Source organism: Fontibacter flavus, assembly GCF_042432905.1.
In the GTDB taxonomy this organism is placed as follows: Bacteria; Bacteroidota; Bacteroidia; order Cytophagales; family Cyclobacteriaceae; genus Fontibacter; species Fontibacter flavus.
Map to the genome: position 1 here is coordinate 15,491 of NZ_JBHLWI010000044.1, position 20,809 is coordinate 36,299.

At 42.1% G+C, this 20,809-nt stretch carries 18 protein-coding genes and 1 pseudogene; 13 read left to right on the forward strand and 6 right to left on the reverse strand.

The genetic code is table 11. The annotated features are described in order from the left end of the window. Position 1: 1 nt before the first annotated feature. The 9 genes from ACFFIP_RS15815 (at position 2) to ACFFIP_RS15855 (ending at position 8,824) form a co-directional block, all read left to right on the forward strand. Positions 2-976, forward strand: coding sequence for an NAD-dependent epimerase/dehydratase family protein (locus ACFFIP_RS15815; protein ID WP_382388675.1), 975 nt, complete (start codon positions 2-4; stop codon positions 974-976). A gap of 214 nt (positions 977-1,190) precedes the next feature. Next, positions 1,191-1,637: a styrene oxide isomerase gene (locus tag ACFFIP_RS15820; protein ID WP_382388676.1), complete on the forward strand. Its 447-nt coding sequence runs from the start codon at positions 1,191-1,193 to the stop codon at positions 1,635-1,637. A gap of 102 nt (positions 1,638-1,739) precedes the next feature. Further along, entirely contained in the window at positions 1,740-4,007 is a 2,268-nt protein-coding gene (locus ACFFIP_RS15825) for an aminotransferase class III-fold pyridoxal phosphate-dependent enzyme (protein ID WP_382388677.1), read from the forward strand. Continuing rightward, on the forward strand, positions 4,004-4,210 hold the full coding sequence (locus ACFFIP_RS15830) for a hypothetical protein (protein ID WP_382388678.1): 207 nt from the start codon (positions 4,004-4,006) through the stop codon (positions 4,208-4,210). Before ACFFIP_RS15825 ends, ACFFIP_RS15830 begins: the two co-directional genes overlap by 4 nt. A gap of 3 nt (positions 4,211-4,213) precedes the next feature. Further along, positions 4,214-4,426, forward strand: a complete 213-nt coding sequence (locus ACFFIP_RS15835) for a hypothetical protein (RefSeq protein WP_382388679.1) — start codon at positions 4,214-4,216, stop codon at positions 4,424-4,426. A 102-nt stretch (positions 4,427-4,528) separates the two neighbouring features. Continuing rightward, the gene (gene recG, locus ACFFIP_RS15840) at positions 4,529-6,622 is read left to right on the forward strand and encodes an ATP-dependent DNA helicase RecG (RefSeq protein WP_382388680.1); all 2,094 of its coding nucleotides are present in this window, start codon (positions 4,529-4,531) and stop codon (positions 6,620-6,622) included. Positions 6,623-6,782: 160 nt separating this feature from the next. Further along, entirely contained in the window at positions 6,783-7,460 is a 678-nt protein-coding gene (locus ACFFIP_RS15845) for a hypothetical protein (RefSeq protein WP_382388681.1), read from the forward strand. An 11-nt stretch (positions 7,461-7,471) separates the two neighbouring features. Continuing rightward, positions 7,472-8,041, forward strand: coding sequence for a hypothetical protein (locus tag ACFFIP_RS15850; protein ID WP_382388683.1), 570 nt, complete (start codon positions 7,472-7,474; stop codon positions 8,039-8,041). 126 nt (positions 8,042-8,167) lie between these two features. Beyond that, positions 8,168-8,824, forward strand: coding sequence for a hypothetical protein (locus ACFFIP_RS15855; protein WP_382388684.1), 657 nt, complete (start codon positions 8,168-8,170; stop codon positions 8,822-8,824). Between the two features lie 32 nt (positions 8,825-8,856). Here the strand turns inward: ACFFIP_RS15855 and ACFFIP_RS15860 are convergent, their stop codons facing one another. Next, positions 8,857-9,951, reverse strand: coding sequence for a Gfo/Idh/MocA family protein (locus ACFFIP_RS15860; RefSeq protein WP_382388685.1), 1,095 nt, complete (start codon positions 9,949-9,951; stop codon positions 8,857-8,859). 140 nt (positions 9,952-10,091) lie between these two features. On the opposite strand from ACFFIP_RS15860, the gene ACFFIP_RS15865 reads away from it, so the two are divergent. The 4 genes from ACFFIP_RS15865 to ACFFIP_RS15880 all read left to right on the forward strand — a co-directional run bounded on the left by ACFFIP_RS15865 (position 10,092) and on the right by ACFFIP_RS15880 (position 12,733). Then, positions 10,092-10,547, forward strand: a complete 456-nt coding sequence (locus ACFFIP_RS15865) for a GlcG/HbpS family heme-binding protein (protein WP_382388686.1) — start codon at positions 10,092-10,094, stop codon at positions 10,545-10,547. Between the two features lie 88 nt (positions 10,548-10,635). Continuing rightward, positions 10,636-11,532 carry a sterol desaturase family protein gene (locus ACFFIP_RS15870; protein WP_382388687.1) on the forward strand — a complete coding sequence of 299 codons (897 nt, stop codon included), beginning with the start codon at positions 10,636-10,638 and terminating at the stop codon, positions 11,530-11,532. 25 nt (positions 11,533-11,557) lie between these two features. Next, positions 11,558-12,496 carry a proline iminopeptidase-family hydrolase gene (locus ACFFIP_RS15875; RefSeq protein WP_382388688.1) on the forward strand — a complete coding sequence of 313 codons (939 nt, stop codon included), beginning with the start codon at positions 11,558-11,560 and terminating at the stop codon, positions 12,494-12,496. 18 nt (positions 12,497-12,514) lie between these two features. Beyond that, positions 12,515-12,733 (forward strand): hypothetical protein, encoded by a 219-nt coding sequence (locus ACFFIP_RS15880; RefSeq protein ID WP_382388689.1) that lies wholly within the window; start codon positions 12,515-12,517, stop codon positions 12,731-12,733. A gap of 111 nt (positions 12,734-12,844) precedes the next feature. Here the strand turns inward: ACFFIP_RS15880 and ACFFIP_RS15885 are convergent, their stop codons facing one another. The 5 genes and pseudogenes from ACFFIP_RS15885 to ACFFIP_RS15905 all read right to left on the reverse strand — a co-directional run bounded on the left by ACFFIP_RS15885 (position 12,845) and on the right by ACFFIP_RS15905 (position 20,744). Further along, the gene (locus ACFFIP_RS15885) at positions 12,845-14,479 is read right to left on the reverse strand and encodes a carboxylesterase/lipase family protein (protein ID WP_382388690.1); all 1,635 of its coding nucleotides are present in this window, start codon (positions 14,477-14,479) and stop codon (positions 12,845-12,847) included. 120 nt (positions 14,480-14,599) lie between these two features. Beyond that, positions 14,600-16,426: pseudogene (locus tag ACFFIP_RS15890) on the reverse strand (phosphoenolpyruvate carboxykinase (GTP)). Between the two features lie 227 nt (positions 16,427-16,653). Continuing rightward, complete coding sequence (gene solA / locus ACFFIP_RS15895) at positions 16,654-17,817, reverse strand: N-methyl-L-tryptophan oxidase (protein WP_382388692.1); 1,164 nt, start codon at positions 17,815-17,817, stop codon at positions 16,654-16,656. A gap of 614 nt (positions 17,818-18,431) precedes the next feature. Then, complete coding sequence (locus tag ACFFIP_RS15900; protein ID WP_382388693.1) at positions 18,432-19,025, reverse strand: gluconate 2-dehydrogenase subunit 3 family protein; 594 nt, start codon at positions 19,023-19,025, stop codon at positions 18,432-18,434. 12 nt (positions 19,026-19,037) lie between these two features. Then, complete coding sequence (locus ACFFIP_RS15905; RefSeq protein WP_382388695.1) at positions 19,038-20,744, reverse strand: GMC oxidoreductase; 1,707 nt, start codon at positions 20,742-20,744, stop codon at positions 19,038-19,040. Between the last annotated feature and the right edge of the window lie 65 nt (positions 20,745-20,809).

Here is a 20,809-nt window from a genome sequence, read left to right on the forward strand (position 1 = left end):
TATGAAAAAGGTGTTTGTAGCTGGTGCAACCGGCTTTTTAGGAACTAACCTGATTATAGAATTGATCAGACAAAACTATTTAGTCAAAGGTTTGGACACAAACATAAAAAATTACAAAGGACCTGATCACGAACATCTTCAACTCATTCAAGGTGATGCTCTGGATTTAGATGCTGCACTTTTATCGGATTGTGATGCGGTAATTCACGTCATTGGGGAAACTGCTCCGAATTTATCCTTTGCTAATTACCATCGGATCAATGTAGAAGTTGCCATAGCAGTATTGCATGCGGCTATCAAAAACAAGGTCAAAAGATTTGTTTTTGTCAGTTCAGCCAATACGCTGGGATATAAGGACGACTACAGTCTGGGTTCGGAGGAAAAACCTATAAGAGCCCCCCATAATACATGCCCTTATGCTTTAAGTAAATTGGAGGCTGAGGAGCGTTTGCTTCAATATTCTGATAAAATTGACATCGTTATTGCCAATCCCACCTTTATGATCGGGTCATTTGATTTTAAGCCTACTTCAGGAAGGATTATCTTGAACGGTCTTCATAAAAACATTATTTTTCATCCACCTGGAGGTAAGAATTTTGTGCATGTGGGAGACGTTGCAAGAGGATTGGTCAGTTGTTTGGAACTTGGTAAAAACGGGGAGAAATATCTGCTTGCTGGAGAGAACCTCTCTTTTAGTGATTTTTACCTTAAACTCATTGCGTATCTGGAGAAAAAACCTTTGCTTGTCAAAATTCCCAATTGGATCATGAAAATATTGGGTTGGACGGGTGACCTGATTCTAAGACTTGGTTTCAGGACGGGTTTGAGTAGCTTGAATATGAAAATAATGAGTATAGAGAATTTTTACTCAAATCAAAAATCTATCAGTGAATTGAAATTAAGGTATCACCCTATTGACCAAGCCATTTTTGATGCTCTGAAGTTTTTCCAATCCGATGAATTCCGAAATAGATAAGGAAATCCTTTTGACCGTTGAGTCAAGTCTTCCCAATTTTAACATTTGTTCCTTACAGGTTTTTAACTCTCATTAAAATTCCAGAAGCCATCATACTGGGTTTACTGAAAGATAAAAACTTATTAACCTATTGATTTACAATTTGGTAAAATATTTTTGTTAAATTTAATTCTCAACAAAAGAGAGTTTAGGCCTGGATTTTAATCAAGTACTTATGGAAACTACTTACTTAAAGATTTTACAGTCTAAGCGGCTATTGTTTTTTGGTGTGCTTTTATTCTTTCTTGGTTTGCTGGTGGGGATGTTCATTCCCATTATGGCTAATCCCAGAATGGGTCTTTCTTCTCATTTAGAAGGAGTAATGAACGGTCTTTTTTTACTGTCTTTGGGCCTGATTTGGAATCAGTTAGCTTTATCTCAAAAATGGCTTTCAGTTACCTTTTGGCTGACGCTTTATGGTTCATTTGCTAACTTTCTGGCAGTCTTGATTGCGGCTATAACCGGATCTGGGAAAATGATGCCATTGGCAGGGGGAAAGCAAGGTCATGATATGGTGGAAAGCATAATTTCATTCTTGCTCATTTCTCTGTCTTTTGCCATGCTTACAGTTTGTGTCGTTGTGCTGATTGGATTATATAGGCATTTGAATCTCAAAGATTAAGCGGTAAGGGATTCTTTTTTTCCAAGACCAAAAACCTGCCCCATACATTTATCTCTTCTCTATTTTTATTGATATTGTGGGACAATTGAAAAATCCCATCCTATGCATGATTTGCTAAAAGGTTCCTTTGGTTTTCATTCCGTGGAACTTAAAAGATTAAACGGTTACGATAATGTCAATTATTTGGCGGAGACTGATCGGGGAAAATATATTTTTAAAACTTATCCATTCACATCGGAGACATTTGATCTTGTACAGGCTGAAACAGAAATTCTTCTTGCTTTGCAGAAAAACTTCAAAGGCCGTGTTCCCTGTCCCGAACCCTTCGAAGATGGGAAGTATGTAAAATTGGAAGAATGGGAGGGGCAAAAGCTGATCTGTCGCCTGCTGATTTTTTTGGAAGGGGAGTTTATGGGCAACCGGAAAACCTCAAAGGTTGATTTTCAAGACCTGGGAACGTTTTTGGCAAGATTAGACCTTGAACTCAGCAAAGCCAAGAGTTATGTAATACAGTCCAGAAAGTGGGAATGGGATATACAGTACCTGGAACTTATTGAAAACTATATAGAGGACATTCCTGCTGGCAGAGACAGGAATACGGTCCGTTATTTTATCCAGCAATTTGATGAAAATGTCAGACCGCAGCTTTCTTCTTTGCGAAAATCCCTCATTTACAATGATGCCAATGAATGGAATATCCTTATCAATAAGGATCAGCATATTTCCCTGATTGATTTTGGGGATTTGGCTTATTCTCCACTCATCAATGAGCTTGCAGTCGCCATGACTTACGCAGCATATGACAAGGAAGACTACCTGGACTGGTCTTTGGAAGTACTCAAAGGCTACCATGAAAAGATTCCCCTGACGGAACAGGAACTTGGCCTGCTGTATTACCTGATAGCAGCACGGCTTTGTATCAGTGTATGCAATTCGGCACATGCCCGGAGAGTGGATCCAGAAAATGCCTATGCTTCTATCAGCGAGGAAAATGCCTGGAAGATGCTCTATGCTTGGCTCAAGATTAACCCTAAAGCTGCAGAGAATGCATTTAGATTGGCTGTAGGTCTCAACCCTTGGCCGGTAAAAACTTTGGATGAAAGTCTGTCTTACCGTCATCAATTCCTAAGTAAAATCCTATCGGTAAGTTATTCTAAACCCATCCAAATGGAAAATGCAGCTTTCCAATACATGTACGATGCCCAAGGAAACACTTTTTTGGATGCCTATAACAATATCCCCCATGTGGGCCATTCCCATCCCAAATTGGTGGAGGCTGGGCAAAGGCAAATGGCCAAACTCAATACCAATACCCGGTATCTTTATGACCTTTTGCCACAATATGCCGAAAAGTTGCTTTCCAAATTTCCCGCACCCTTGAACCGGGTATTTTTTGTGAATTCGGGAAGTGCAGCCAGTGATTTGGCCATCCGTATGGCAAAGTGGCACACCAAAAGGGAAGGTATCATGGTCATGGAACATGGTTACCATGGCAATACACAAATTTCCATTGATATTTCCGATTACAAATTCAGCAATCCAAAGGGACAGGGACAAAAGGACTACGTTCTGAAAGTTCCGATTCCTGATGCCTACCGTGGAAAATACAGTCATGAGCTTGAAAACAAAGGCAAAAAATATGCAGCCGAAGCAGTAAAGTTGATGGGTAAATTTAACCATCCTGTCGCGGCATTCATTGCTGAACCCATTGTGGGTTGTGGAGGGCAGGTACCATTAGCGGCAGGGTATCTTCAGGAACTCTACCCGGAAGTTCGGGCATATGGTGGCCTTTGTATTTCCGATGAGGTGCAGACAGGATTTGGAAGAGTTGGGGATCATTTTTGGGGATTTGAGCAGCATGGGGTGGTGCCAGACATGGTCATCCTGGGCAAACCTATGGGCAACGGACACCCTATGGGTGCTGTGGTCTGTACCCGGGAAATAGCCGAGTCCTTTGAAAAAGGGGTTGAGTTTTTCAGTTCCTTTGGTGGTAACCCCGTTTCTTGTGCCATAGGTTTGGCCGTGCTGGATGTCATGGAGGAGGAAGGGTTGCAGGAAAATGCCATGGTGGTGGGAGATTATTATAAATCCCTTTTTGAGCAATTGCAGCAACATTATGCAAACATTGGAGATGTCAGGGGTTCGGGTTTGTTTTTGGGAGTTGACCTGGTCAAACCCGGAACAAAGGAGGAGGATGAACAGTTGGCAAAATTGATTAAAAACCAGCTTCGGGAAAACTTTATCCTGATCAGTACAGATGGTCCTAAGGACAGTGTATTGAAGACCAAACCCCCTTTGATTTTCACAAAGGAGAATGCATTGCAGGTGGTAGAGGAAATGGAAAGGATTTTAATTAAATTGAAAAGATGAAATTTGAAAAATTGAATATCCCACAAGGGCTTCAAGATCATCAGCATGTGAGTTCACTCTCTGCATATTTGGATGCCTTGGAGAAGATGGTCTTAGATCAATCACTCATTGACCAGATCAATGCTGAAATCAGAAATTGTAATCATGAGAAGGTCGAAAAGCAGTTTTTGGTCAAACTACGTAAGGCAAAATCCATGATCTAGAATTTGGTAGAAAAGGAAGCTAAAATAGTTCCTAAAGGCTTTTATCAAAAAAAGTGGATGGTCTTGGGAATGGCTGTATTTGGGATTCCTTTTGGGGTGGTTTTTGGAGCTGCTTTCGGGAATATGGCTTTTATAGGCATGGGCATTCCTTTTGGAACTTCCCAAGACGAAAAAGTCAAGGAAGAGGGAAGGCAGCTTGATGTAATGGTTAATTAATGCGTTCAAATCTACTTTTATTTGAAGCATCATTCGTCTGATTTATTACTTTTACGAAAATGAAGGTTTAATTGAAGTTGTCAGAATTTTAAATCATTCCCCTTGACCGGTTTTTTTGATACCAAAATTGATTACCTCCGTGGTGTAGGTCCCCAGAAAGCAGCTTTGATCAACAAGGAGCTCAATATTTTTACCTATGGGGAACTGATTCAGCATTATCCTTTCCGCTACGAGGACAGGACCAAGTTTTATAAAATCAGGGAAATCACCGAGGACCTGGAAAATGTACAGGTAATTGCCAAAATCCGTTCGGTAGAAACCATAGGAGATGGGAGGAGAAAAAGACTGGTAGCCCATATCTTTGATGAAACGGGTGAGATGGAACTCACCTGGTTCAAAGGCCTGCAATGGGTAGCCAAAAAACTGGTTGTGGGTGTACCTTATGTATTTTATGGTAAACCCAACCGCTATGGGCGTAAGTTCAGCATTGCCCATCCGGAAATGGAACCCCTATCCCAAGTACAGGAGGAAAAAAATTTTTTCCAACCGGTATATTCCACGACTGAGAAATTGAGGGCAAGGTATTTGGACTCCAAAGGCATCTCCAAAATCATGGAGGGTTTGGTACAGGTGGCCTATTCTCAGATTCAGGAGACGATGCCTGTGGACATATTGCAGCGCTTTAACCTGATTCCCAAGCGGGAGGCCCTCAAACAGATCCATTTTCCGGATAATCCAGAAATCCTCAAAAAGGCCAGATTCAGGTTGAAGTTTGAGGAATTCTTCTTTGTACAGCTCAGGCTGTTGAAACTCAAACTGACCCGGACTGAAAAATCCCATGGACAGGTACTCAACCAAACCGATTTGTTGACCAAATTTTATAAAAACCATTTGCCATTTAAACTTACCGAAGCCCAAAAGCGGGTGGTGAGGGAAGCCTATGCAGACATGAAATCCGGGAAGCAGATGAACCGTCTGATTCAGGGTGATGTAGGCAGCGGGAAGACCATGGTAGCCTTTATCTGTATCCTAATTGCCATCAGTTCAGGAGCTCAGGCCTGCTTGATGGCGCCAACTGAAATTTTGGCCAATCAGCATTACGAAGGGTTGAAGGAATATGCTGACCTGATGGGTTTGAATATTGCCCTGTTGACAGGGTCCACGAAGAAATCTGCCCGTAAAGTGATCCATGAAATGTTGCTGTCCGGAGACCTCCACATCATCATTGGGACGCATGCTTTGTTGGAAGATGTGGTGCAGTTCAAGAATCTGGGTTTGGCCATTGTAGATGAGCAGCACCGTTTTGGCGTAGCCCAGCGGGCCAAACTTTGGGCGAAAAATGAGCATTTTTATCCACATGTATTGGTCATGACCGCAACACCGATTCCTAGGACATTGGCCATGACTTTGTATGGAGATCTTGACATATCGGTAATAGATGAATTACCGGCAGGAAGGAAGCCTATACAGACCGTACACCGCTATGACAAGGACCGATTGAAAGTCTTTGGCTTTATGCGCAAGCAGATTCAGGAAGGCAGACAGGTGTATGTGGTTTATCCTTTGATTCAGGAATCAGAAACCATGGATCTTAAAAACCTGATAGATGGCTTTGAAAGCATCAATAGAGCATTTCCTGAATATCCTGTAAGTATTGTACATGGAGATATGAAGGCTGCGGACAAGGATTTTGAAATGCAGCGCTTTGTCAAGGGGGAAACCAAGATCATGGTGGCGACTACTGTAATTGAGGTGGGTGTAAATGTACCCAATGCGTCTGTGATGATTGTGGAAAATGCGGAGCGTTTTGGTTTGTCCCAATTGCATCAGTTGAGGGGAAGGGTAGGTCGAGGAGCGGAGCAGTCCTTTTGTATCCTGATGACCAAATATGAACTGTCCAAAGACAGCAGGATCAGGTTGGAAACCATGGTCAGAACCAACAACGGTTTTGAAATAGCTGATGTGGACTTAAAATTAAGGGGTCCGGGCGACCTGATGGGAACACAGCAGAGCGGTATTGCCGACCTGCTGATCGCTGATTTGAGCAAGGATGCTCCGATACTCACCATGGCCAGAGATGCAGCCGAACAATTATTGCAGGAGGATCCTGAACTGGACCGTCCCGAACATGCCGTGGTACTTCGGCAAATCCGGGCCCAGAAAAAGCATGAGATCAATTGGAGCAGGATTTCATAAAGAGAGCTGTTCTTGTTCTGGATTTTTGAGTTACGTTATATCCTGTAAAAGTGGTGAGTGGAAAAATATTAATATTGTCATATCGGTAAAAATAAAAATTAAATATGGCTTTTTAGGCAAATTAATTGTCTGAAGTTTTTTAAATTTGGTTAAGCACTAAATGCATTTCCTTATGCGAATGTTGAGGTTATTTTCCCTTTTCTTGATAGCTGGATTGTCCTATCTATGTGTCTCTTGCGCTCAGGCATATTTTACCCGGCCACTTCCGGTGGATGCCCAAAACAAATACAAATTTCCAGCATCTTTAAGAGGTACTTATTCATATCAGGCGGATGTGGCGGTGGGAGTTACCAAGAAAGCCTTTATTGAATTTGAGCACAAAAATTTTATCCTTGAACATGTTGATACTGTTATTTTGGACAATAGGACTGAAGCATTAATTCACAAACCTTCAGGATCATTCCAAAAAAGAGACGGGAAGTTAAATTTTTATGAGTTTTCAAAATCAAGTTTTGAACTCAATCAGGATCAATTTTTGAGAAAGGCAAGTAAGGATGTTTATGTGCTGAATGAACAGAAGGGTAGTCATTGGGAGGTTAATCCCATTGTCCGAAAGTCAGCTAGGGAAGTATATGTATTATATTTAAAAAAAGAGGACATTCCTTCTGATTTTAAGAGATTAGAAAATGGCGAAGTTGATGTATCTTGGACTAAAAAAGAAATTCTTCAAAAGATAGAAGAGGGGTTGTTCAGTCGGTATAGAACCTATTATAAAACCAACAGGATATACATCTTTGAAAGGATAGAATCTGAAACTATCAATTTGGATGACTATTAAAGGTTACGGAAATGAAAATTAACTTGATTGTAGGGCTATCAATATTTCTCCTTGTATCCTGTAGGAGTGTTTATCCCAATTTTCAGGATGTTGATTTTTTGACAGAAAAACCACAGCCTTCCTGGAGGAAAAATCTGTATACTTTTCCTAAAGAGTTACAGGGATTATGGGTGAATGAAATTAGTTATGAAAGTGAAAAACAGTTTGAAATAGACAGCACTTGGATAGGTAAAAACACATATAGACACCAAAAATATTTTGTAGGAACTACTTCTTTTGAAGAGTTTAAAAAGTCAACCGAAGAGGGTTTATCAGAAGAAGAATTATGGGAGTTATTGAGATACGTCGTGGAAAGTGAGTATCCGGGAGTTACCCTTATCATTGAAAATGAACCATTAGGACCTCATTTATTGGATAATGAAGGCAATCTAACTTTGAGAGTAAGATCCATTCAGCAATTATCCTTGAGTAAAGATGTCTTCTTAAGAAAAGTGAATAAAAATACCATAGCACTCAATTATAGACATCCTGAAGGGAGGGGCTGGAAAACAGTTTTAATTAAGGCAGAGGAGTTTAAGTGATCAAATTCTAAAATGGATCCATAATACTTTATTATTCAGCACGATAGAAGATAAGCGTTTGTTTAACAGAAGAAGTTTTCTTAATTTTAGTATATGAGATTACTAAGGATTTTTTACTTTTCTTTTATGCTGTCAATTTTTTTGACTGTAAAGTTATTTTCTCAAATCATTTCCCAATCGGAGGCCAATCAGGTGGTTTGGGATATTCGGCATGGAAAAATATTAGATTATCGTCATGAGATAGATTCAGCAAATTTACAGCCCTTACTTTTTATCTTTCCGGATTTGATCAGTGCTAAGATTTTTTGGATAGATGGTACTTCCTGGGATTATGCTTTGGTAAATTACTCTCCGATAAGCCAAGAGCTTGTGGTTAAAAAATCAGATGAGTTGCCTTTGATCACAGTGCCTTTAGACAAGGAGTTCTCTATTATTACAGTTGAAAACCGTTATTTTGAAAGTCTGAAACTGCATGATCAGGATCTTTTGTTAGAAAGAATTTGGGAGAAAAATCAGCATTCCCTATGGGTGAGTCATCAAATCAAAGCAATCTCAAATGATGGCAATAGTACTTATTACAGGGGCAGCCCAAAAATCAGATATGAACCTTACCTGGAATATTATCTAAAATCCAGCAATGATTTCAAAAAGTTGAAATCATGTGAGAAATTTTTTGATTCGGAAAAAATTATTTCAAAAAAAGAACTCAGAAAAATGAAAAAGGCAGACTGGAATCAAATTCTTACAGTTTTATATTTTCTTGAACCCTATCAATTAAAATAATCTGTGAATTTGCGCATAATCAATTGGATTGCTCATATCATTACCCTCTTCCCGGTTGCCGCTGATTCCAAAATGGCTTCCACAACACGGATATCCCTTAAGCCCTCTTCTCCCGGCACCAGCAAAGGCCTGTTTGCCATAATGGCAAGCGCATCCTGATCCATTTGGTTGGCCTGCTGCCATGGGATTTGATAAGGGAAATTGATTTCTCCTAACGGGCTTTTGCCCTTATTGCCGGCATAGGCTTGGAAAGGCGACATTTCAATAGCCCCATCTTCGCATTCAATATTCAGGAAATTGACATTTTCAAAAAAAGTAGTTTTGACCTTGCCCATCACGCCATTTGGGAATTCCAGAATTGCTTCCACCACTTCACCGAGGCCATCTTTGTAAATATCAGGTCTTTCTGCATATACTTTTGCATATTCCACGGCAATAGGTTCCATGTTGGCGCCCAATCTTGCACCTTGGATTGCATACACGCCCATATCATAGATTACGCCTCCGCCCATTTCTCTTTTCTGCTTCCAATGGTCTGTACGGTTTTCCCTATATCCAGCGGCACAGTATACTCCGATTACTTTCCCAAGTTTTTCATTTTTAACAATCTCCTGGAATTCCTGTGTATTAGGCTCATGTTGACAACGGTAACCTATGGCCAGACTGACATTATTTTCCTTACAGGCATCGATCATGGCCTGACATTCTTCAACGGTGACAGCCATTGGTTTTTCACACCAAACATGCTTTCCAGCTTTGGCAGCACGGATGGTATATTCCATGTGCATGGAAGGAGGCAACACCACATAGACCACGTCAATATCCGGATTATCCGCTATTTTGTCGAAGTTCTGGTAATTGTAAATATTCTTCTCCGGAATATTGTATTTCTTTTTCCAGTCCTGAGCCTTGGCAGGTGTTCCGGTAACAATACCTGCCAGGTAACAGTGTTGGGTTTGTTGAAGGGCAGGAGCCAAAAGATCAGTACTGTAGTATCCAAGCCCTACCAATGCTACTCCCAATTTGTCTTTTTCTGTTTTTTTATCGCAACCCAAAAGAGCTAAAGGGGATAATAGGCCGATTCCTGTGCCAAGTGTAAGGGTTTTTAGGGTATCTCTTCTGTTCATTTTTTTAAGGAAAAAGGGTGGTTGTGCCGTTGCAGATCCGATGATTACAGTATCAATTTAAGCTTTTTTAACTGGGCCTTCAAAAAAAAATGGTTAAATTGGAGGAATACCTTTTGTTTTACTTCTGCCAACCGCCTTGCATGAAAAAATTATTGCTCCTGATTTTATGCTCAATTCCCTTACTTTCCTTAGCCCAAAATCATACCCAACCATACCTTAACCTAGAAGAAGCCAAGCGTATTGTAGATGCTGCTGAAGAAAGGGCATTACAAGACAACTGGAATGTAGTGATTGCCATTTTGGATGGCGGAGGTCATTTGATCTACCTGAGGAAGATGGACGGTACCCAAATCGGAAGCGTTGAAGTAGCACAGGCCAAAGCCAAATCTGCCGTTTTTTTTAAGCGTCCTACCAAAGTTTTTGAGGACTTGGTCAATGCTGGAAATACCAGGATTCTTTCACTTCCCAATGCTGTGGCCGTAGAAGGCGGTATTCCGATATTTAAGGACGGAGTTTGTATCGGTGCCATTGGGGTTTCGGGCGTCACCTCTGCCCAAGATGCCATCATTGCTGAGGCTGGGCTAAAAGCTTTATAACTAAGTCACCTGTCAACACATAACCTGTCGAAGCCGATTTTGATTGGCTTAGATTTATAATTAATTGTCAAATTTCCCTTTTTATTTCATGAGTAAAGAAAAATTAACCTTTGAACAAATTCTCAGTTTAGACCTTCCTAATATTATCCTATATGCCGCACCAATCATGATCGGTTTGGTTGCCTTGGAATGGTATTTATCATACAGGCACAAAAAAGACTACTATGATAATAAAGATACCATTGCTGCGACCGTTATCGGCTTGGTAAATGTTGCCATGAGCGCAGGACTGAAAGTGGCCACATTTGGTATTATTCTGTTTTTTTATAACATGGTTCCCTGGACTATCCCCAATACTTGGTGGTCTTTCATTTTATGTCTGCTATGGTTGGATTTTTGGAGGTATTGGGCGCATAGAATAGCGCATGAAAACAGGTTTTGGTGGGCTACCCATGTTACGCACCATAATTCTGAAAAATACAATTGGTCGGTATCATTCCGCTTGAGTTGGACACAGCATATCAAAATCATTTTCTTTATCCCTGTGGCATTAGCGGGCTTTCATCCCGTGATGTTTTTTATAGTTCACCAAATTGCAGTCTTGTACCAGTTTTGGATCCATACCGAATACATTCATAAACTTCCCAAGCCGATTGAGTATATATTTACTACGCCATCCCATCATCGCGTTCACCATGCTTCCAACGAAAAGTATTTGGATAAAAACTATGGTTCAACCTTTATTATATGGGACAGGATGTTCGGAACATTTATGCATGAGGAAGAAAGGCCGGCGTATGGTTTGACCAAGCAGGTGAATTCCTATAACCCGATTACTTTGAATTTTCACGAATGGACGGATATTTTCCGTGATGTGAAGAATTCCAAGTCACTAAAGGAAGCCTACGCGATGGTGTTTTCCAGGCCAAGTGAGCTCGAAAAAGTTAAGGCTAAGTTTAAAGAAGATGAACAGGTAAAAGTATAAATTAACCGAGAATCAACGAAAGCTTATGATGAGAAGAGGCTACATCATTATCATTTTTCTTTTTCTTGGGTTTTCATGTATCTCTAAAAAGGCCCTTGTGTCCCAAGAAGGCTATGTGGAGGTTAATGGGGGTAGAATCTGGTATGAAGTCTATGGTTCAGGTACCAAACCTCCTGTTCTCTTGCTTCATGGAGGGCCAGGAGGAACCAGCTTTGGCTTTGAGCCTTTGAAGGAATTGGGATATGATGGGCCCATTATTTTTTGGGATCAATTGGGGTCTGGAAGGTCAAGTGCCTTGACGGATACCACTTTGATGACTATTGAGAATTATGTAGATCAGGTGGAGCGGCTTCGTGAACATCTAAAATTGGAAGATTTTGTGCTTTATGGACACTCCTGGGGCACCATGTTGGGAATGGATTATTACCTGAGTTATCCGGATGAAGTTAAAGCCATCATTTTCAGCAGCCCTCTTTTCAGTACAGATAGCTGGATTGCGGATGCAGATACGCTGATTGCCACTTTGCCGGATTCTATCCAACACATCATCCGACACCATGAGTCCATGGGGACCTATGAGGACCCGGAATATCAGGAGGCCACCAAATTGTATTACAGCCTATATGTAACCCGTAAGGAAAGACCGAGGGTGGATAGAAGCCACCTCAACCTGGTTTCCGGATCCAATGTCTATCTATATATGTGGGGGCCCAGTGAATTTACGTCAACGGGAACCTTGAGAAATTATGACCGGCTTGAATACTTGCCTACAATCAAAGTACCTGTTTTGATGATGACAGGTGAATATGATGAAGCTAGACCAAGTACAGTCCGACATTATGCCTCTATGGTTCCCAATGCCAAATTCGAAGTTATCCCTGATGCTGCCCATAGTACCCTGAATGACAATAAAAAAGCTACTTTGAAGGTGGTTAGGGAGTTTTTGGAATTGTTAAAAATGTGAGAAATCAGTTTTAAAAATATGAGTAAGAAAGGGAAAAATCAGGCAGAATTCGTAAAGTGGTTTGGTCCACTATTAAATGCTTTAAGGGAGCTTGGTGGATCTGGAAAACCAAGAGAAGTATCAGAAAAAATTTCCGATGAAAAACTAATTGAAATGTTCAAAAAAGTGGAATTAGGTGTAAAACCCAAAACGGTTTATGAGGTAGATCTGGCATTTTTTGAACCCTACGTGAAATGATTTAATGTTTTGGAATTTATTGACTTTTGTAAATTGGCCTAATCGATTAGCGTAATTAACAAAAAATGGGGTATTGCTACCCCATTCTAAAATCCGCTGCATTAAATCCGATTATTTATTATTCCCATAAAACCGGTCATGGAACTTGTACCGGGCATCGTTTTGGGCTTTGATCTCTTTGGATGCTGTATCAATTACCATCACAGGGGGGTTTTCCTCATTGGCAGTAGCTTTTGACCATTCCGGAAGTCCTTCACCATTTGGATTGTGTGTTTTGATAAAGTTGGCGAAGTACTTGAACATGGTTTCAGAAGCCTTATAATCATCTGCTGTCCAAGCAAATTCTTTGATGCGATCAAGATTACCCATGGCATATTCAATCTCGGCAGCATGTGGCGCTCCCAAGTCTTTTGGTCTTGGAGGTGTATTTTCTGTTCTTCGGGAGGTACCGCCAGCAAGGCCGGTTTCTAGGCTTTGGTCAACCAAAGGTGGTCTCAATTTGGCATATAAGTAGCGATATACTGGCTGATCTGAATTTTTGCGGTGGAGGTCAAACCACTTCCAGGTGCTGTAGGAAATAAACCTATCACCAGCCAGATCCATCGCAGAATAAGCGACCTGCTCGTCTGTTTCATGGGCATATAACTTCAATACCTCTTCAAAATCATTTGGATAGGCCTGTTTTACCTTGGTGATAAAGTTTTCTTTGGTATACGGCAGACCCTGCATAAAGGCCATGCCTGGATTTTCCTGGGTATTCCAACCTAACAGCAAAGGAACTTGCGCCTGTTCTTTGGCATTGAAAATATCAGTTAGAGATTTTGGTATCAAATATCCATCCTGCACCACAGGGAAACCAAATCTTCCAGACTCATTATACATTTCATAGAGATCACGTGTAGGAAGTTTTCTGGCTTCTACGATACTTTTGATGCCAAACTTTTCCAAAAATTCCACACCTACTTGTTCCGCCTCTTTCAAGGGTGTCGGTGCAAGGGCAGTAATACCGGCTCCACTTTCACCTATAGCAGCGGCGATGAGGTTTTTGGAGAGTGGAGAAGCCATCTGATAGCTGACGGAAATAGAACCAGCAGATTCTCCGGCGATGGTTACTTTTTTAGGATCTCCACCAAAAGCTGCGATGTTTTCCTGCACCCATTGAAGAGCAAGGGTTTGGTCCAAAAGCCCGTAATTTCCTGAAGCTTTGTAAGGTGCCTCAGCACTCAATTCAGGATGGGCCAGGAAACCGAATATTCCCAATCTATAATTGATGGTCACTACGACAATTCCTTCTTTCGCCATGTTTTCACCATCATAGCGTGGTTCTGAACCATCTCCTGCTACAAATCCTCCACCAAAGAAATAAACTAGAACAGGTAGATTTTCGGTGTTTCTGGAAGCAGGGGTCCAAACGTTCAGGTAAAGACAATCTTCGCTGACGCCATTGGAGCGTGAGTTCATGTCGCCAAAAACTAATCTTTGAATCGGTCTTGGTCCAAATTCCTTCGTTTCTTTGACTCCAGACCAGTTGTCTACAGCTTGTGGTGCTTTCCACCTCAGTTCTCCAATCGGTGGCTTGGCAAAAGGAATTCCGAAATATTTTTGGATGCCGGTTTTGGTATCGTACAAACCTTCTATCGTCCCGTTTTTGATTTTGGTCTGAACAGGAAAACCATCTCTGCCCTGAGCAAGGGCAATGGTACAAGAGAAAAGGAAAAGTCCTAAATAAAGAAAGGCTTTGGTCATAGAGATAAGAGTTTAAGATGTCATTGTGTGATATATACACAATGATAAGAGAATTTATTCTCATTTTCAAATAAAGAAAAGGCAGTCTTCCGACCACCTTTTAATATTAGGAGTAATTTGTCAATGCCTTTCAGGAGCTAATCCGATCTTTTCGGGAGATCGCCATAGGGCTGAAAGCAGGAGCTCACGCATAAAAAGGAACTCTTTCGGAATTTTATCATAGGCTTGCTCAAACAGCTCAGAGTGTTCAAGCAGTTCTTTTTTCCAAGGTTCCCGCTCGATGACCATGATGCTGTCAAAATCTTCTTTGCTGAAGTCTTCCAATCCGTTCCAGTCCATATCCTTGTATCTAGGTCTCCAACCTATTGGGCATTCTACTGCAGAAATCCGTCCTTTACAACGACCAATGATCCATTTGAGCACACGCATGTTTTCCCCAAAACCTGGCCAGATAAAATTACCGTCCTTGTCTTTTCGGAACCAGTTGACCCCGAATATTCTTGGGGCATTTTGGAGGTCACGACCAAATTGCAGCCAATGGTTGAAATAATCTCCCATATGGTAGCCCATGAAAGGCAACATGGCAAATGGGTCTCTTCTTACTTTACCTACTTCTCCAAAAGCAGCCGCTGTCATTTCCGAACCCATTGTTGCAGCCATGTACACCCCAAAACTCCAATTGAATGCCTGATAAACCAAAGGAACGGCGGTACTCCTACGGCCTCCAAAGATGAAAGCCGTAATGGGTACGCCTTCGGGGTTTTCCCATTCGGAATCAATAACAGGATTTTGGTAAGCAGGCGCAGTAAACCTCGAGTTGGGATGGGCGGCAGGTTTGCCACAGTTTTTGTCATATGGTTTGCCGTGCCAGTCAGTAAGTCCATCCGGCACTTCTTTGGTCATGCCTTCCCACCAGACATCTCCATCCTTGGTGATGGCGACATTGGTAAAAATCGTATTGGCTTTGATGCTTTCCATGGCACTGGAATTGGTTTTGGAATTCGTTCCAGGTGCTACACCAAAATAACCGGCTTCGGGATTGATCGCATATAGTTTACCATCTTTGCCCTTATGGATCCAAGCAATGTCATCGCCAATGGTGGTGATTTTCCAGCCTTCCAGTTTTTCGGGTGGGACCATCATAGCAAAATTGGTTTTGCCACAAGCGCTTGGGAAAGCTGCCGCCACATAGCTTTTTTCCTGCTGTGGACTTTCCACACCCATGATCAGCATATGTTCTGCCAACCAGCCCTCGTCTCTTGCCATAGCCGAGGCAATTCTTAGCGCAAAGCATTTTTTCCCCAAAAGCGCATTGCCTCCATATCCACTACCGTAAGAAATAATCAGTTTTTCTTCGGGGAAATGGGAAATATATTTTACACTTGGGTTGCATGGCCACTTGACATCATCCTGGTCTTTTTCTAGAGGAGCACCTAAGGTGTGGATACATTTTACAAAATTCTCGTCAATATACCCCATTACCGATTTGCCCATTCTGGTCATGATACGCATGTTGATGACGACATATTCACTATCTGTGACCTGTACGCCATACCTGGAAAGCGGTGAACCTACCGGACCCATACAAAAAGGAATGATATACATGTTTCGTCCTTTCATACTGCCTTTGGTCAGGTCATCAAGAATGGTTTTCATCTCATCAGGAGCCATCTAGTTGTTGGTTGGTCCTGCATCTTCTTTCCTCTTGCTGCAGATAAAAGTTCGGTCTTCCACTCTAGCGACGTCACTGGGATCTGAAAAGCAGGCAAAACTATTGGGGCGCTTTTCAGGATTCAATTTGATAAAAGTGCCTTTTTCTACCAATAACGCGCAAAGTCGGTCATACTCTTCCTGTGATCCGTCGCACCAGTGAATAGTGTCAGGTTTGAAATGGGCGGTCATACTTTCAACCCAAGTCTTCAATACAGTTTTGATATTGGCTATCATACTCTTTATTAATTTGGTTAAAAATGAAATTATCAGCGTTTAGCTTTTATTCCAGGTAAGAAAAAAATCCAATACAGTTGGGAGAATCCACTGCTTTTTTCTGTGAGCTGGAAGCAATAGCTCAATTTATTCATTTTCCAATAAAAAATAGTGTTTGACCGCTTGATTATTGCCAATTCATTACATGATTTATATCACTAATATGCATATCATCTAAATTGAAAATTTTAGCTTTTCCATGAAAAAGCATCAAGCCTAAGGTTTGAGGGTTTTTCGAGCAATTTTTTGGCAATAGCTTCACCCAAACCAGCGGAGTGTTTAAACCCATGCCCGCTGCAGGCTGAAGCAATCAGCACTTCAGGGAAGTCAGGCATTTCGTCCACCACAAAATAGGCATCAGGCGTCACGGTATAAATGCAGACTTTTGACTGAGAAACTTCCTTTTTCAAACCGCTGAATCTTCCTGCGATTTTTTCTTCGAGGAAATGCTGTTGTTCTTCCAGACTGACCACTCGGGAAAGGGTATCGGGATGGTGTCTTTCCACAAAGGATTCGGAGGCCATCTTGACTGTTTGCCCGTCCAATGAAGGAAAACCATAAATAAAATCTTCTGCTCCTTCGCCAAACCCCCACATGTAGACGGGCGTTTTTCCCAACGCATAGGCGTGTTTTTTTACCGGTAGCCAGTGCAAAACCTGTCGGCAGATTTTAAAATGAGACTTTTCCTGCGGGGGTAAAAAATCCTTGACCCAAGGTCCAGCGCTGATGATCGCCCTTCCTGCTTCAAATTCTCCCTGATTGGTTTTGATCAGCACTCCACCACTTTGGAGAGGGGCTATTCCAAGCACCTTGGTGTGGGTTTTGATCATCGCTCCATTGTTTTCGGCCAGTTGAAGTTGGGCGGAAATGGCCAATTCAGGTCGCAAAAATCCCGCACTCGGTTCGTAATAGACAGTTCCGCTTTCTTCCAGGTTGAATTCTGAGAACCTTTTTTTGAGTTCAATTGAATCAAAAACCTCATGGTCTATTCCTGCCTCCTGTGCAAAATTCACTGTTCTTTTGAAGAAGCCCTCCGATCCATGTTTGGACCAGCTTTTTCCTCCCGAGTCGAACAAAAGACCTCCGGTGGTGGTCATGATTTCCTTTCCGGTAAGGGTTTCAATTTCTTTCCATATCTCATGGGAGCGCATGACTACAGGCGTGAAGTCCATCCCTTCGCCAACGGCCAATCGGGTAATACGCGTTTCCCCGTGTGAGGAGCCCATGGTATGCGGAGGAGCAAACTGATCGATCCCGAGTATATTTTTACCTGATTTGCTCAGCTGCCATAAGGTGGAGGCACCCAAAGCACCCAATCCAATAACAGCAATATCGAAAACGTTTCTATTCATAGGATGTGCCAGTATGCTGGATTTTTACTTATTCTAATGTGATAGATAGAGCACAGATAACACGGATTGAGCAGATGCTTGCAGAATTTTAGTGTATGTTTTTATAAATAAGTACATCCTTTAATCTGCGACAAACCAAATGACTCGTGCGTATTCTGCGCTCGTGGCATGAATACCGTTGTGAACGTTGCGAGAAACCTTCAGTCTTTTTTTAATGGATACATTTATCCATACCTCAATTTATCTGCGGCTTTCAGCCTCATTCGATAGGGGTCGCAGAGGATGCTCTATTGCAATGGATTTCGCCCATTGTTAGGTTATCTGGACCTATTAGGCCCTTCAGGCCTATTCCGAAATCCCACTTAATGAACGCCTTCATGTCCAAAACTTCTCAATGGTTTAAAATTCCGAAATCTACCTTTCGACTTTCCCTTTCAAAACCTCCCTTCACCTCGGTCCTTCAGACCTCCTTTTTTCTTGGTTTACCGTTCTCCCCAGGGTTTCACCCTGGGCTATAACAGTGCGGCCCTTCAGGCCTATTCCGAAATCCCGCTTTCGACTTCCTCTCTATTTAATTCCTCATTATTCATTCAAAATTCTTCATTCATCCCCTCCTATTCCGTCCAAGTTTTACCAACCTCACTGTAGTCAATGCACCCTTTGAAAGGTCCGGGAATCGGATCGTAGGCCAGGTATTCTGTCCCTATTTTTTCAGAGTGAAAATAGCCCAACAAAGCCAGTTCTTTCATCATGCGGTAAAAAGGGAATTCATCTCCGTCAGCAAAATTATAAGCCCAAAGTGCACCAGGAAGCGCCTCTGATTTTTCTTCAAAATCCCTGATTACTTCGTCTTTTTTGCTGTCTTCAAGTTTGACAAAATCTTTGCCCTGCATGGATTTGGCAGAAGAATTGAAAGCGTCAAGTCCAGCGGCAAAGCCTTTTTGGATTTTTTCAGGGAAGGCGGAGGCCAGTATTTTATCGATAAACTCATCTGTGCCAACATCTATTGCTCCCGGACTTTCTGTTCGTGGCAATATCCTGTCCAACAGTGCGGAGAGGATTTTAGCCTGATCTTCATTGAGAATTTGTGGTGTCCAGGAAAGCTTTTCTCCAGTTCCACAGGATTGCATCAGCGTAGCTACCGTCGAACCGGTAATGGCATATCCCAATATCATGGCAGTACCTTTTAAGGCATCTCTTCTGTTCATGGTCGTTCAGGTTTAAAGGTTGTTACGGTTCATTTCTTTCATGGCATGATCCACCGCACGGGCAGTTAGGGCCATGTAGGTAATAGAAGGATTTTGTGTACCGGAGGATGTCATACAGGCACCATCTGTCACAAACACATTGGGAACGCTATGTACCTGGTTGAAGTCATTCAATACAGAGGTTTTAGGATCCCGGCCCATTCTGGCAGTTCCCATTTCATGTACACCAATACCCAAAGCACCGCCATTATCATAGGTATGCACATTTTTAAGTCCTGCTGCTTCCAGCATTTCGGCCGCATCTTCTTTGATAAACTTCCTCATAGTGATTTCATTTTCCTTGTAACTGGCATCGAAAACAATCTTAGGAATGCCCCATTCATCCAACTGCTGATGGTCTAAGTACATTTTATTGTCATGATGTGGGAGAACTTCCCCGAAGCCTGTGATGCCAAAGGACCAGTCTCCTGCCTGCATCAGACCGTCTTTAAAGTCTCCCCCAAATTCTTTGCTATTGGCACCTCTGCCCCAATTGGACCTGCTAGCACTTCCCTGATAACCATAGCCACGAAGGAATTCAGAAGTTTTGGTCTGTTCATTGATATTGCGGAACCTAGGAATATAGATGCCGTTTGGCCGTCGTCCTTTGTAATATTGATCTTCAAGGCCTTCAAAAGTTCCTCTCGCGCCCAGTCGGTAATGGTGGTCCATGATATTGTGTCCGAGTTCTCCAGAATCATTGCCCAGCCCATTGGGGAATCGGTCAGATGTGGAATTGAGCATGATTGCTGCAGTTGCCGGAGCGGATGCGTTTAGGAAAATGATACGGGCATAATATTCGATCATTTCCTTGCTTTCCCTGTCCACCACCCTTACTCCTGTTGCCTTTCCGCTTTGGGAATCATAGATGACAGAATGAACCATGGAGTTTGGTCTAAGGGTCAGGTTGCCTGTTTTGGCAGCATCGGGAAGCGCTACCGATACGGAACTGTAATATGCTCCATAAGGACAACCTCGATGACATCGGTTTCGGGATTGACAAGCACCACGTCCGTTGTGCTCCACAGTAAGGTTAGCTACCCGTCCAATCGTCATATAACGGAAAGGGAATTTAGCCTCGATTTCTTTTTTGATGTGTTTTTCCAGACAGTTCATCTCCATAGGTGGGAGAAACTGTCCGTCAGGCAGATGAGAAAGTCCCAATTTTTCACCGGAAACACCCACATAACGCTCCGCATAATCATACCAGGGAGCAATGTCCTTGTAGCGGATAGGCCAGTCTATGCCTATGCCTTCCTTGGCATTGGCTTCAAAATCCAAATCTGAAAAACGGTAACACTGCCTTCCCCAAAGTAGCGAACGGCCACCTGTGACATCGGCACGAATCCAGTCAAATTGCTGTTTTTCTATGTATGGATCAGCTTTGTCATGATGATAAAAATGTTTGTTGTCTTCATTGATAAAGCCTGAACGCGTCTGAACAAAGTAATCTTCGCGTTCACTTTGGGTCAATTTTCCTCTGTTGGTAAAATCCCAGGGATCCATATTCATGGTTGGGTAATCCTGAAGGTGGGTGACGAGACGTCCTCTTTCCAGAACGAGCGTTTTGAGGCCTTTTTGGCAGAGTTCTTTGGCGGCAAATCCACCAGAAATCCCCGAACCGACCACAATGGCATCGTAGGTATTATCTGCCATTGCTTTGATGTTGAGGTTACTCATATGATTGGGTTTAATAAGGTTAATCGATGATTTTTAGAGATTTAAAAGCTAGCGAAAAAAGCATT

Excerpts from the sequence above, each read along its gene's own strand:
- ACFFIP_RS15815 (WP_382388675.1), top strand. The coding sequence starts at position 2 with ATGAAAAAGGTGTTTGTAGCTGGTGCAACCGGCTTTTTAGGAACTAAC.
- ACFFIP_RS15820 (WP_382388676.1), top strand. The coding sequence starts at position 1,191 with ATGGAAACTACTTACTTAAAGATTTTACAGTCTAAGCGGCTATTGTTT.
- ACFFIP_RS15825 (WP_382388677.1), top strand. The coding sequence starts at position 1,740 with ATGCATGATTTGCTAAAAGGTTCCTTTGGTTTTCATTCCGTGGAACTT.
- ACFFIP_RS15830 (WP_382388678.1), top strand. The coding sequence starts at position 4,004 with ATGAAATTTGAAAAATTGAATATCCCACAAGGGCTTCAAGATCATCAG.
- ACFFIP_RS15845 (WP_382388681.1), top strand. The coding sequence starts at position 6,783 with ATGCATTTCCTTATGCGAATGTTGAGGTTATTTTCCCTTTTCTTGATA.
- ACFFIP_RS15850 (WP_382388683.1), top strand. The coding sequence starts at position 7,472 with ATGAAAATTAACTTGATTGTAGGGCTATCAATATTTCTCCTTGTATCC.
- ACFFIP_RS15855 (WP_382388684.1), top strand. The coding sequence starts at position 8,168 with ATGCTGTCAATTTTTTTGACTGTAAAGTTATTTTCTCAAATCATTTCC.
- ACFFIP_RS15860 (WP_382388685.1), bottom strand. The coding sequence starts at position 9,951 with ATGAACAGAAGAGATACCCTAAAAACCCTTACACTTGGCACAGGAATC.
- ACFFIP_RS15865 (WP_382388686.1), top strand. The coding sequence starts at position 10,092 with ATGAAAAAATTATTGCTCCTGATTTTATGCTCAATTCCCTTACTTTCC.
- ACFFIP_RS15870 (WP_382388687.1), top strand. The coding sequence starts at position 10,636 with ATGAGTAAAGAAAAATTAACCTTTGAACAAATTCTCAGTTTAGACCTT.
- ACFFIP_RS15875 (WP_382388688.1), top strand. The coding sequence starts at position 11,558 with ATGATGAGAAGAGGCTACATCATTATCATTTTTCTTTTTCTTGGGTTT.
- ACFFIP_RS15880 (WP_382388689.1), top strand. The coding sequence starts at position 12,515 with ATGAGTAAGAAAGGGAAAAATCAGGCAGAATTCGTAAAGTGGTTTGGT.
- ACFFIP_RS15885 (WP_382388690.1), bottom strand. The coding sequence starts at position 14,479 with ATGACCAAAGCCTTTCTTTATTTAGGACTTTTCCTTTTCTCTTGTACC.
- solA (WP_382388692.1), bottom strand. The coding sequence starts at position 17,817 with ATGAATAGAAACGTTTTCGATATTGCTGTTATTGGATTGGGTGCTTTG.
- ACFFIP_RS15900 (WP_382388693.1), bottom strand. The coding sequence starts at position 19,025 with ATGAACAGAAGAGATGCCTTAAAAGGTACTGCCATGATATTGGGATAT.
- ACFFIP_RS15905 (WP_382388695.1), bottom strand. The coding sequence starts at position 20,744 with ATGAGTAACCTCAACATCAAAGCAATGGCAGATAATACCTACGATGCC.